Below are 12,889 nucleotides of genomic sequence, written 5' to 3'. Positions count from 1 at the left end.
ATGAACAGCCCTTCCTCCCTGATGCTGCAGGAAACCGAACAGTCGCCTGCCGTCGTCGCCGGTCTGCTTGAGAAGGAGGCAGGCACCTTTGCGGAAATCGCGCGCATTTTCCAGAAGAACGAACCTGCCGTCATCACCACCGCCGCGCGTGGTTCGTCCGATCATGCGGCGACATTCTTCAAATATCTGATGGAAATCACCATGGGTATTCCGGTGGCTTCCATCGGGCCTTCGGTGGCGTCGGTCTACGGTTCCAAGCTGAAGCTCAAGAACGGATTGCACTTTACCGTGTCGCAATCCGGCGCGAGCCCGGACATTGTTGCAGCGCAGGACGCTGCCAAAAAAGGTGGTGCCACCACAATTGCCGTCGTGAACGTTGTCGATAGCCCGCTGGGTAATGCCGCCGACGTGGTACTCGCGCTCAATGCTGGTGAAGAAAAGAGTGTTGCTGCCACCAAGTCGTTCATTGCCGCAGTCGCGGCATTGTCGGGTGTGGTCGCGTCGGCCAGCGGTGACGCAAGCCTGCAGGCCGGACTGCAGCGCCTGCCGGAGGCGCTTGCTGCAACACGTCCTGACGGTCGCGAAGCGGTTGAAAATCTCCTTTTCAATGCCCGCTCGCTTTATACCGGCGGTCGCGGCACGGCCTTTGCAATCGCGCTTGAGGCTGCGCTGAAGGCAAAGGAAACCGCCAATATCCATGCGGAGGCCTTCTCTCTGGCAGAGCTGATGCACGGTCCGATGCGTCTGGTGGAAGAAGGTTTCCCGATTATTTCCTTCCTGCCGCGCGATGAAGCGTTCGACACCAACATGCAGGCCCTGAAGCGGCTGCATTCGTTTGGAGCGAGCATCGTGTCGCTATCCGATGCGGAAACGCCGGGCTTCCGACTGCCATCGGCTAGCACAGGCAATGCGCATCTCGATCCGCTGGTTTCCCTCATCAATTATTACCGCGTCATTGAAGCGGTCACGCGCCGCAAGGGTTTTGACCCAGACAAGCCGCGCAATCTCAACAAGGTTACGGTGACGGTATGACAAGAAAATCGGCAATAGCAGGCGCGCGCATTTTCGACGGCGAGCGCTTTCACGACCAAAGCGCACTGGTGTTCAGCGATGGCAAGACCGAAGCCATCGTGCCGGAAGCGTCACTAGGCGAAGCCTATGATGTCGAGCGCCTGAACGGTGGCGTTCTGGCACCCGGATTCATCGATGCGCAGGTCAATGGCGGCGGCGGGCGTATGCTCAATGACCTGCCGACACCCGAGACCATGTTCACGATTGCCAAGGGGCATCGCAAATATGGAACGACGAGCCTTTTGCCGACGCTGATCACCGACACGACGCCGGTGCGCGATCGCGCCATTGAAGCGGCAATTGAGGCAGTCAAGGCCGACAAGGGCGTTGTCGGTTTGCATCTGGAAGGACCGCATCTGGCACCGGCTCGCAAAGGCGCCCATCTGGCGGAACTGATGCGCCCCGTCAATGATGTCGATATCGCGCTCTATATCCATACGGCAAAGCAGATCGGCATCTTGCTGGTCACGCTTGCTGCCGAACAGGTCACGCCTGATCAGGTGCGTCGTTTGAGCGACGGCGGTGTGGTCGTCAGTATCGGCCATAGCGACACGACGGCAGATGAGGCGTTCAAGCGTTTCGATGCCGGTGCGCGAAGCGTGACCCATCTTTTCAACGCCATGAGCCAGATTGGCCATCGTGCACCGGGGCTGGCTGGTGCGGCACTTGATCATCCCGACATCTGGTGCGGTATCGTTGCCGATGGCCATCATGTCGATCCGATGGCGCTGCGGCTTGCTCTTCGGGCGAAACGGGGAGATGCCCACCTGTTCTTCGTGACGGATGCCATGGCTCTGGTCGGTTCGGATTCCGAAAGCTTCGAGATCAACGGGCGTGCCGTCCGCCGTGTGCCAGGCGGCATCTGCTCCAAGCTTGTTCTGGCAGATGGCACCATTGCTGGTTCCGATCTCGATATGGCGTCGGCGGTGCGTTTCGGCGTGGCCGAACTGGAGCTGACGCTGGCCGAGGCACTGCGCATGGCGAGCCATTATCCGGCGCGCTATCTGCATCTCAACGATCGCGGAACGTTCCGTCCCGGCATGCGGATGGACGCCGTCCATCTTGACGATGGGCTGTTTGCGAAAGCCACATGGCTTTCTGGCGGAAAACAGATTTCGGGGTAAGGTCGATGACGGAAATTACAGATCGTTATTTTGATGACCTCATTGCGCGGCTCACCGGCCTGCGTAATCGCCTTGCCGAGCCGATGGCCAAAGCCGCCGAGCTGGTTACTGCTGCCGCACTGGCAGACAGCCGCGTCTATGTGTTCGGTACTGGCCATTCGCACATGATGGCGGAAGAACTGCACTATCGCGCGGGCGGATTGGCAATCACTGTGCCGATCCTTTGCGGGGCAATCATGCTGCAGGACGGAGCGGCTGCCAGCTCGCATTTCGAGCGGATCGAAGGAGCTGTGCTGCCGATCCTCGAACGCTATGGCATCCGTGAAGGTGACGTGCTGATCGTCGTGTCGAACTCCGGTGTGAATGCCGCTCCCATTGAGGCTGCGCGCTATGCACGGGAGAAGGGGGCTGCCGTGATCGCGGTCACTTCCGTCACCTATTCCAACGTCATCGCCAAGGGCCGCACGCAGCTGCTTTCTCTGGCCGATGTCGTGCTGGATAATGATGCGCCAGCGGGCGATGCGGTGCTGGAAGTGGAAGGCAGTTCTTTGAAGGTCGGTCCGGTTTCGACGGCGCTTGGTGTCACGATCCTCAATGCCATTTTTGCCGATGTGGCGGCGAAGCTGGTGGGCAAGGGCGACGCACCAATTTATCTGAGCGCCAACATGCCGGGCTCCGGTGAGGTGAACCGGGAACTTGTCGCCCGGTATCGTGACCGCAATCCGCATCTTTGATCAAATTAGAGCGATCTTTCTTCCAAAGTCGCTTGATAGCGCAATCCGGTCAGTGCATTACGCATTCTGGCATGGCGGAGGCCGCATCGTGAACTAGTTTCAAGGCGCGCGCTTTGGCTTGCGCCTTCGAAAATTGAGGAAGTCCGATGCATAATTTTGTCCTGACCGTCACCTGCAAGTCCACTCGTGGTATCGTTGCCGCAATCTCGGGTTATCTTGCGGGCAAGGGTTGCAACATCATCGATAGCGCCCAGTTCGATGATTTGGATACCGGTCGTTTTTTCATGCGCGTCAGCTTCATCTCCGAAGAAGGCGTAGCGCTTGATGTGCTGCGTGAAGGCTTTGCGCCCGTGGCAGCTCCGTTCGAGATGGAATTTGAATTCCACGACAACGCCCAACGGACAAAAACCTTGCTGATGGTTTCCCGTTTCGGCCATTGCCTGAACGATCTGCTCTATCGCTGGAAGATCGGCGCTCTGCCAATCGATATTGTTGGTGTCGTGTCGAACCATTTCGATTATCAGAAGGTTGTCGTCAATCACGACATCCCGTTCCACCATATCGCCGTGACCAAGGCCAACAAGCCGGAAGCTGAACAGCGCCTTCTGGATATTGTCGATGATACAGGCACCGAGCTGGTGGTTCTTGCGCGCTATATGCAGGTTCTGTCCGATCAGCTTTGCCAGAAGATGTCGGGCAAGATCATCAACATCCACCACTCCTTCCTGCCATCCTTCAAGGGCGCGAACCCTTACAAGCAGGCCTACGAGCGCGGTGTGAAACTGATCGGAGCCACGGCGCATTATGTCACCGCTGATCTTGATGAAGGTCCGATCATCGAACAGGATGTCGCCCGTATCACGCACGCACAGAGTGCGGCGGATTATGTGTCTATCGGACGTGATGTCGAAGCGCAGGTTCTGGCACGCGCTGTTCACGCGCATATTCATCATCGCTCGTTCCTCAACGGCAATCGCACGGTTGTATTTCCGGCTTCGCCTGGTTCTTTCGCCTCCGAACGTATGGGCTGATCGACCAGTCGATATTTACGCACTGACGGTCTGCAAATGGCGCTTCTCTGCGCTTCCGGTGCTCATGTACCTTAAAGTACACTCCGCTCCGGTTCTCGAGAAAGCACCATTTTCGCCGCGTCATTGCAAAAATCTCAACCGGTCGATGCATTGTGATCGGGTAGGAGGGCATTTTAGGCCCTCCTCCCACACCACCGTACGTACGGTTCCGTATACGGCGGTTCATGAAGCGTAGTATAGGCGTCGGTGTTCCTTCAGGAACGAGATCAGCCCGATTTTGGTGAAGTAGGCATTCGGTAGGGCTTCGTGCATGTGTGAGGTTCTGGCATTCCACCATGGTCCCCGGCCATTGCTGGCACTTATCCATGCACGCTCCTTCTTTATGCCTCGTTGCATCAGGTTTCTTGCGCGCGCGGCTGGTTTCGTCCATTGCCGCCACAGGGTAGCCCGCAGCTTGCGGTGAACCCATCCATCCATTTCCTCGAACGTCCCCTTCACGTCAGCCAGCTTAAAGTAAGCTGTCCAGCCGCGCAGGATCGGCGCTAGGTCCTTGATGGTGGCGTCAATGGCCCGGCCACGCCCAGCCCGGAACTGGGCTTTCAGTTTGCCACGAAGACGCTTCACACTTTGTACCGCCACCTTGAGGCGGGGCATACGGTGGAACGTCATCGTATAACCCAAAAAGACCCGGTTCCATGGATGGTCAACAGCACTTTTGGTGGCGTTGACCTTCAGCTTCAGTCTCCTTCCAAGGAAGGCGGTGAGCGAAGCCATCACCCGTTGACCGGCACGTATTGACCGCACATAGATATTACAGTCGTCGGCGTAGCGGCAGAAGCGATGTCCGCGCTGTTCCAGTTCCTTGTCCAGATCGTCGAGCAGGACGTTCGATAATAGCGGAGACAGGGGACCGCCCTGCGGCGTTCCCTCGCTTCGCATTGTCGTCATCCCGCCCATCATCAACCCGGCTTGCAGATAACGGCGGATCAACCGCAGCACCCGTTTGTCGTAGACCTTGCGTGCCACTCGTGCCATCAGCACATCGTGGTTTACCCGGTCGAAGAACTTCTCCAGATCAAGATCAACCACAACGCGGTAACCGTCGGCCACATAGGACCGTGCGGCAAGGATCGCATCATGGGCACTCCGCTCCGGCCTAAAGCCGAAAGAGGAATTGGAGAAGCCTGGGTCGAAGATCGGCATCAGCACCTGATGTATCGCCTGCTGGATGAGGCGGTCGAGAACCGTGGGAATGCCAAGAAGGCGTTTCCCGCCGCCGGGCTTGGGGATTTCCACCCCGCGCACCGGCGCTGGCTCATACCGACCCGCCAGCAGGTCTTCCCTGATGCGCGGCCAATGCGATACGAGATGCTGCTTCAGGTCGCCAACGCTCATCTTGTCGATGCCCGCCGCTCCCTTGTTCGACACCACGCGGTGTAAGGCCGCTATCATGTTATCGCGACTGACGATCATTTCCATCAGTTGCATCGCGTCCTTCGGTTGTGAGTTGGACGATCCTGCCGTGACGTTTGATGCGCCCAAGGCATCCTCTCGCAGCTTCCGGCCACTACCTTCCGCATGGGCATGGGGCGTTTCAGCTCCATTATCTGCATCTGCTGTCGTCATCGAAAGATCGTTCTCCATCCGACACTTCATGTTCAGCCCTTCGCCGTCCGGTACGGCTACTACGGCATCTGCTGACTTCTGCCGCCCTATTCCGTCGCTTCTCAGCGGCGGTAGCACACCGTTGCCGGTGGCGAGGCGACAGATCTCCCGAGGTAAGACGCGTGACCTTCATGCCATATACCTGTCGCATCTACAGCCGCATCATCCGGGTGATATCGGGCTTTGGGTAAATGGGCCCCCTTGCCCTGATGCGACTGCCTCTTATGCGCTTCCTGTTCGTCAGGCCGGCACTTTGCTTACAGCTTCCTTCAGACCCCGCCTTACGACAACGCCCTTGCTGTTCGGCTAACGGTTCCCATCACCAGGGCCCGTAGAGGACTTTCACCTCCAAGTCATCGAACGGATACCATCCCGGTCGAGCGATGCTTGCGCACCACGCGCCATGCTCGGCGCACCCAATAAAAAACCCCGCCGAAGCGGGGTTTTCTTTTGATCTGAAATCAGATCGATTAGTCGATGTCGAAGGAAACGCCCTGTGCGAGCGGCAGAGCCTTCGAGTAGTTGATGGTGTTGGTTGCGCGGCGCATATAGCCTTTCCACGCATCCGAACCCGACTCACGACCGCCACCGGTTTCCTTTTCGCCGCCGAATGCACCGCCAATTTCAGCACCCGAAGTACCGATATTGACGTTCGCAATGCCACAATCCGAACCCTCAGCCGAGAGGAAACGTTCTGCTTCCTGCAGGTTGAGCGTGAAGATCGACGAGGACAGACCTGCGCCAACTTCGTTGTGGCTTGCCAGCACGTCGTCGAAATCCGAATACTTCATGACGTAAAGGATCGGTGCGAAGGTTTCTTCAAGAACCGGACCTTGCTGCTTCGGCATTTCGACGATGGCCGGACGCACATAGTAAGCATTTTCATGGCCAGCATCGACGCGTTCGCCGCCCTGTACCTTGCCGCCGTGAGCAGCAGCTTCCTTGAGGGCCTTCTGCATGTTGTCGAAAGCAACCTTGTCGATCAGCGGACCGACCAGAGCGCTGGTTTCGAGCGGCGAACCAACGGTGACGCTGGCGTAAGCCTTCTGCAGACGCGGAACGAGAGCGTCGTAAACGCTTTCATGTACGAAGAGACGACGCAACGTGGTGCAACGCTGACCGGCAGTGCCCATTGCGCCGAAAGCAATCGCACGCAGAGCCATGTCGAGATCGGCCGACGGGCAGACGATACCGGCATTGTTGCCGCCGAGTTCGAGAATTGCGCGAGCAAAACGCTTGGCCAGACGCGGACCGACTTCGCGGCCCATGCGGGTCGAACCGGTTGCTGAAACGACCGGAACCTTCGGGCTGTCGACGAGGACTTCACCGATTTCACGGTCGCCGAGCAGAAGCAGCGAGAGGCCTTCCGGTGCATCGCCGAAACGCTTCAGCGCGCGCTTGAAGATTGCATCGCAGGCAAGAGCGGTCAGAAGGGTCTTTTCAGACGGCTTCCAGACAACCGAGTTGCCGCAAACGATTGCAAGAGCAGCATTCCACGACCAGACAGCAACTGGGAAGTTGAAGGCAGAGATAACGCCGACAACACCGAGCGGATGCCAGGTTTCCATCATGCGATGGCCAGCGCGTTCGGTTGCAATGGTGAGACCGTAGAGCTGGCGCGACAGACCGACGGCGAAATCGCAGATGTCGATCATTTCCTGTACTTCGCCGAGACCTTCCGAAGGAATCTTGCCAGCTTCGAGCGAAACAAGACGGCCGAGGTCTTCCTTGGAAGCGCGCAGTTCTTCACCGAGCAGGCGGATCAGTTCGCCGCGCTTCGGTGCCGGAACGTTGCGCCAGGCGCGGAAGGCTTCATCGGCCTTGTCGATGATCTTGACAGCATCTTCCTTGCTGTGGGTCTTGACCGCAGCAATCTGTTCGCCCGAAACAGGGCTGAAACCGGCAAGGTCGCCGCCGGTATAAGCGGATGCATCGACGCCGAGTTTGGAAAGCAGATCGGCGGCTTCCTTCTTCACGTCGATTTTTCTAACAGCGGTGTTCATGGCATTCCTCTCTGTATGAGTTGTTTGCGCATAGTCCTGTCCAAAAAGTCTGCAACTTTTCGGGGCTATGCGTTTATTCTGCCGCTTCGAGGCCCTTTAGACCTGCCTGAACGGCTTCGATGGATTCGCGTTCGATGCGGGCATAGTGCTCGAACTCATTAAGCACTTTCGCACCCAGATCATCCTCGAAACGCTTCTGGTTCGGGCTTTCAACAAATTCCTGTGTTTCGTCGTCGCCCAGATTGGACTGGAATATACCGGCAGCACTCACCGGCAGGAAGTCTTCATAGATGATCGGGTCGAACTGAACCGCGCCAGCTTCAATCAGAACCTCAATATCGGTGCCCGGCTTGTAAGCTTCAAGCTTTGCAGCGTCCTTGACCGAATAAGCGAAGTAGCCGAGGCCTTCTTCACGCACGCCAGCCCATGTGTCCGGGAAAGCGGCAAAAGTGTCGCTCAGCGCCTTCACATATTCAGCTGCATTCGAGCCGTCTGGGGCAGGGCGGGCAACGGCGCGGGTGTCGTTGAGCAGCTTGTCGTAAAGCGCGCGGCCCTTCGGCGTGAGCGCTACGCCCCGCTGTTCGATTTCACCGAAACGGGCAGTGTGCGAGCCCGGCGTCCAGGTGCCGTCTGCATTGACGAAGGATACTTCTTCTTCCAGCGCCTTGAACGAGGTCTGGCGCAGAAGGATCGGGCACTTGCGGGTCGGAGGACCTTCAACGACGGCTTTCGGGTTAATACCGCGATCCGGCATCTGAACCTGCACGGCGTCGATGTCGAGCGTGCGCGGCGTCAGATGGTTGATATGTGGGCCCTTGAACGACACGACATCGGCGATCAAGCGATGCGCGTCATGCAGGCGATGGTAAAGCTTGGCGCTGACATTGGCATGATCGTGCCAGCGGAAGGTTTCCAGTACTTCAGCAACAAAGGCTTTCGCGTCGTCGTCGTTGAGGCCGCCTTCGGCTTCAGCCTTTTCGACAAAAGCGATGGCTCCGGCAGTGAAGATGTTGCGCTTCAACAGGACTTCTTCCGATTCAGCGCGCAGCTTTTCATCGGCGATGAGGTCGAGGCGCAGAAGCGAGGTGAAGACACGGAACGGATTGTGCTTCAGTGCCGCATCGTCAACCGGGCGGAAGGCGGTCGAATGAACTGGAACGCCTGCGGCGCTGAGGTCGTAATAGCCGACCGGGAACATGCCCATGACCGCGAAAACACGGCGCATCATGGAAAGTTCAGCAGCTGTGCCGAGGCGGATCGCGCCGTGACGTTCTTCAGAGATGCGTTCAAGCGAATCTGTTTCCGTCAGACGTTCATGCAGGTGACTGTCATCAGCAAGCACCTTGGCGTTCACATCGGCAACGAGTCCCATCAATGTGCCATAAGCAGGTACTTCCTGCTTGTACATGGCGGACATTGCTGCCGAAAAAGCCGAGCGAATGGCGTCCGGTGAAACGAATTTCTGGTCTTTCATGGCGAAAATTTCCGTCGAGTGGGGCATCTTCGGGTGGTGCATGTCTTGTTTGGGAGGAACATGCATGGATTATGATGAAAATGTATCATATAGACCGTTTTGCGGTTATGCTTGCGACGAAAGCAACTATGTTAATGCGAGAATGGAATGAAGCTGAGCAGAAGACTGATCCCGGACATCGCCACGCTGCAGGCATTCGAGTGTGCCGCCCGTCACGGCAGTTTCACGCAGGCTGCGCATGAGCTCAATCTCACCCAGAGCGCTGTCAGCCGTCAGATCAAGGATCTTGAAAGCCAGCTCGGTGTTCTGTTGTTCGAACGCATCCGCCAGCGCATTCTGCTTTCCGACGCAGGCAGGAAATTTTTGCCGGAAGTGCGGCGTCTTCTGAACCAGACGGAGGACACGATGTTGCGCGCCATGGCTTCGGCGCAATCAACGTCTTCTTTCAGTGTGGCTACATTGCCGACATTCGGCACGCGCTGGCTGATGCCGCGCATTTCCGATTTCATCGAAAAGCATCCCGGCATTGCCATCAATGTCGCGTCGCGCTCCGGTGTCTTCGACTTCGAGGAACAGCCGTTCGATCTGGCTATCCATTATGGACAGCCGGTCTGGGCACATGCCACCTGCACTTTCCTGTGCAGCGAGGTCATCGTGCCGGTTGCCAGCCCGGCCCTGTTGAAAGCGCGTCATCCGTCGGCCCCGGAAGAGCTTGAGAATGAGCCCTTGCTGCATCTTGCGACGCGGCCCAAAATGTGGGCGCAATGGTTTGAAAGCTGCGGTGTCGAGGGGCGGTCGGCCTATCGGGGGCATCGCTTCGATCAGTTCTCGATGGTCATTGGCGCGGCGTTGGCCGGTCTGGGTTTCGCGCTCCTGCCGCTTTATCTGATTGAACAGGAATTGCTCAGCGGTGAGCTGGTCATGCTTTTCGAGAAGCCGATGCGAACCGAGAATGAATATTATCTCGTCGTGCCGGAAGGAAAGCTGGAAAATCCGCTGACGCAGGTGTTTTGTCAGTGGATCGCCGGGCAGGTAGGGAATACGGATCATTCGCCGTTGGTTCATTCCAAACCGGAATGAATTGTTGCGCAAATAACGCTGTCCAACCGGCTTTCGCGGCGTGAAATAGAAACAGTCGGGCAGGGTGCCCGTATTCCACTATTTAAAATGGTTGCTCTCAATGCTGAACGATCCGCGCTCCCATGGTCTTTGGGAAAAGACCGCCCCTGCCGCCCCCGAGACGAATGCGCTGCAAGGTGATCTGACTGCGGATGTCGTGATTGTGGGTGGCGGTTTCACCGGTCTTTCGACCGCTCTGCATCTGGCCGAAAAAGGCACGCGAGCCATCGTTCTCGAAGGTATCGAGATCGGCTATGGCGGTTCGGGCCGCAATGTGGGTCTGGTCAATGCGGGCATGTGGGTCATGCCGGATGATCTGCCCGGCGTGCTTGGCCAGAAATATGGTGACCGGTTGCTCGATGTCCTCGGCAATGCGCCGAAGCTCGTCTTCGAAATCGTTGAGAAGCACAAGATCGCCTGTGAAGTCGAGAAGCAGGGCACGCTTCATTGCGCTGTTGGCAAGAAGGGCCTGAAGGAACTTGAAGACCGCCATGAGCAGTGGGCGCGCCGCGGCGCCAATGTGAAGCTGCTCGACGCCAAAGAAACCGAAGTCAAGGTTGGAACCAAGGCCTATGCTGGATCGCTGCTCGATCTGCGCGCCGGTACGATCCAGCCGCTCGCTTATGTGCGCGGGCTTGCCCATGCCGCCATTACCGCTGGCGCGACAGTATTTACCGGAAGCCCGGTGATCGGTGCCGAAGAAAAGAACGGCAAATGGGTGGTCAAGACTGCCAAGGGTTCCGTGACGGCCAACTGGGTGGTTGTGGCGACGAATGCCTACACCAATGCGCCATGGCCGGAAGTGCGCGCCGAGCTGGTTCATCTGCCATATTTCAACATGGCTACAAGGCCACTGTCGGATAATCTGAAAAAGAGCATTCTGCCGGAACGTCAGGGTGTGTGGGATACGAAGGAAGTCCTTTCATCCTTCCGTTTCGACCAACAGGGCCGCCTTGTCTTCGGAAGCGTTGGCGCACTGCGCAATACCGGCGCTGCCGTGCATAAGGCATGGGCGAAGAAATCGTTGAAGCGTCTTTTTCCGCAGATTGGCGAGGTCGAGTTCGAAGCCGAATGGTATGGCAAGATCGGCATGACCAATGACAGCCTGCCGAAATTCCATCGCCTCGCGCGCAATGTGGTTGGATTCTCCGGTTACAACGGCCGTGGCATCGCGCCGGGCACAGTCTTCGGAAAACTGCTTTCGCAGCTTGTTTCAGGCGAGATTAACGAAGACGATCTGCCGCTGCCGGTCAGCGATCCGAAGGAACAGAATTTCCGCGGTCTGCGTGAAGCCTATTACGAGGCGGGTGCGCAGGTTGCACATGTCGCCGAGATTGTTATCTGATCTGTTGATCTTTTTACCGGGAATGCGTTTGCGGTTGTCATAAAACCGCATTGCAATTCCTCTAATGCCATCCGCATCTTCTCCATACTTGGAGATACGGATGGCTGTTCGGCAAAACATTCAATGTCTTACAAGCCTTCCGATGGTTATGATTCCGCCGGGAGGCTTTTGCTTTTCCGGATTCACGTTGCAGGATGTTTGACAGGTGCACCATGAATGGAAATGATCGTGCCTATCGCCATGGCAGTATCTGCGCGCTATCACTTCGCACGCGTCAGGATTGTACCGGCATCGCTGGTCATGCTGGCGAACATTATACAGAAATTCGAGGAGCGAATCCCATGAACAAGATGCTGAAGCGGGCTGCTGTCGTACCTGCGCTTCTTGCTCTTTCCATTGCCGTGGCACAGGCTGATACGCTGACGCTCTATACGTCACAGCCGGAAGCGGATGCGACAAAGACGGTTGAAGCTTTCCGCAAGGCCAATCCGGACACCGATGTGCAGATTTTCCGCTCTGGCACGAGCGAACTCCTCACCAAGCTTGCCGCCGAGTTTTCGGCTGGCGCGCCGCAGCCTGACGTTCTGCTGATCGCTGATGCGGTGACGATGGAAGGTCTCAAGAAGGACAAGCGCCTGCTTAGCTATCCGGAAGCCAAGGTTGATGGTTTTGCTGCGGATAGTTATGACGCCGACAAGACCTATTTCGGCTCCAAACTGATCACCACTGGCATCGCCTACAACACGGGTGCCGCACAGAAGCCGGAACATTGGGCCGATCTCGCCAAGGCCGATTACAAAGGCCAGGTGGTCATGCCAAACCCGCTTTATTCGGGCGCTGCTGCCTATCTCCTGAGCGGCTTTGCACTCAACAAGGATATTGGCTGGGATTACTTCAAGAACCTCAAGGCCAATGAGCTGGCAAGCGTCAAGGGCAATGGCGCCGTGCTGAAGTCGGTTGCGAGCGGTGAAAAGCCATATGGCATTCTGGTTGACTTCATGGCGCTCAATGCCAAGGCCAAGGGTTCGCCGATCGAGTTCGTCTTCCCATCGGAAGGTGTGCCTGCCGTGACCGAACCGGTTGCGATCATGGCGACCGCCAAGAACGTCGACGGTGCCAAGAAGTTCGTCGATTTCATCCTGTCGGATGATGGCCAGAAGCTGGCACTTGAGCAGGGCTATCTGCCTGCCAAGGAAGGCGTTGGTCGCCCGGCATGGCTGCCGGAAGGCACCAAGTTCAATATCATGTCTATCGACACCCAGAAGGTTCTCAACCAGACTGATGCCGACAAGAAGCAGTTCTCCGAGCTGTTTGGTGGATAAG

General features: G+C 57.3%; 10 protein-coding genes. 7 read left to right on the top strand and 3 right to left on the bottom strand.

From position 1 onward, the window contains the following. The 4 genes from ABDF71_RS11525 to purU all read left to right on the top strand — a co-directional run bounded on the left by ABDF71_RS11525 (position 1) and on the right by purU (position 3,960). Positions 1-1,032, top strand: coding sequence for an SIS domain-containing protein (locus ABDF71_RS11525; protein WP_010659524.1), 1,032 nt, complete (start codon positions 1-3; stop codon positions 1,030-1,032). Next, on the top strand, positions 1,029-2,195 hold the full coding sequence (gene nagA / locus ABDF71_RS11520; RefSeq protein ID WP_500061565.1) for an N-acetylglucosamine-6-phosphate deacetylase: 1,167 nt from the start codon (positions 1,029-1,031) through the stop codon (positions 2,193-2,195). Before ABDF71_RS11525 ends, nagA begins: the two co-directional genes overlap by 4 nt. 5 nt (positions 2,196-2,200) lie before the next feature. Next, positions 2,201-2,929, top strand: a complete 729-nt coding sequence (locus ABDF71_RS11515; RefSeq protein ID WP_500061564.1) for an SIS domain-containing protein — start codon at positions 2,201-2,203, stop codon at positions 2,927-2,929. A 146-nt stretch (positions 2,930-3,075) separates the two neighbouring features. Continuing rightward, the gene (purU, locus tag ABDF71_RS11510; RefSeq protein ID WP_010659527.1) at positions 3,076-3,960 is read left to right on the top strand and encodes a formyltetrahydrofolate deformylase; all 885 of its coding nucleotides are present in this window, start codon (positions 3,076-3,078) and stop codon (positions 3,958-3,960) included. A gap of 222 nt (positions 3,961-4,182) precedes the next feature. Here purU and ltrA read toward each other — a convergent pair whose 3' ends face one another. From ltrA to hglS, 3 genes are all read right to left on the bottom strand, one after another. Next, positions 4,183-5,586, bottom strand: a complete 1,404-nt coding sequence (gene ltrA / locus ABDF71_RS11505; RefSeq protein WP_011982869.1) for a group II intron reverse transcriptase/maturase — start codon at positions 5,584-5,586, stop codon at positions 4,183-4,185. 509 nt (positions 5,587-6,095) lie between these two features. After that, a complete protein-coding gene (gene amaB / locus ABDF71_RS11500) occupies positions 6,096-7,628 on the bottom strand; it encodes an L-piperidine-6-carboxylate dehydrogenase (RefSeq protein WP_010659528.1) in 1,533 nt (510 codons plus the stop codon). A gap of 73 nt (positions 7,629-7,701) precedes the next feature. Continuing rightward, entirely contained in the window at positions 7,702-9,102 is a 1,401-nt protein-coding gene (gene hglS, locus ABDF71_RS11495) for a 2-oxoadipate dioxygenase/decarboxylase HglS (protein ID WP_500061563.1), read from the bottom strand. Positions 9,103-9,249: 147 nt separating this feature from the next. Between hglS and ABDF71_RS11490 the strand changes: the two genes are divergently transcribed. The 3 genes from ABDF71_RS11490 (at position 9,250) to ABDF71_RS11480 (ending at position 12,888) form a co-directional block, all read left to right on the top strand. Then, positions 9,250-10,182, top strand: coding sequence for a LysR family transcriptional regulator (locus tag ABDF71_RS11490; RefSeq protein WP_151664345.1), 933 nt, complete (start codon positions 9,250-9,252; stop codon positions 10,180-10,182). 100 nt (positions 10,183-10,282) lie between these two features. Further along, positions 10,283-11,566 (top strand): NAD(P)/FAD-dependent oxidoreductase, encoded by a 1,284-nt coding sequence (locus ABDF71_RS11485; RefSeq protein ID WP_151664344.1) that lies wholly within the window; start codon positions 10,283-10,285, stop codon positions 11,564-11,566. 341 nt (positions 11,567-11,907) lie between these two features. Next, entirely contained in the window at positions 11,908-12,888 is a 981-nt protein-coding gene (locus ABDF71_RS11480; RefSeq protein WP_500061562.1) for an ABC transporter substrate-binding protein, read from the top strand. Position 12,889 lies beyond the last annotated feature (1 nt).

Origin of the sequence: Ochrobactrum sp. WV_118_8 (assembly GCF_039631535.1) — a bacterium.
In the GTDB taxonomy this organism is placed as follows: Bacteria; Pseudomonadota; Alphaproteobacteria; order Rhizobiales; family Rhizobiaceae; genus Brucella; species Brucella anthropi.
The sequence above is the reverse complement of the archived record's forward strand: the minus strand, read 5'-3'. Positions and strand labels throughout refer to the sequence as shown.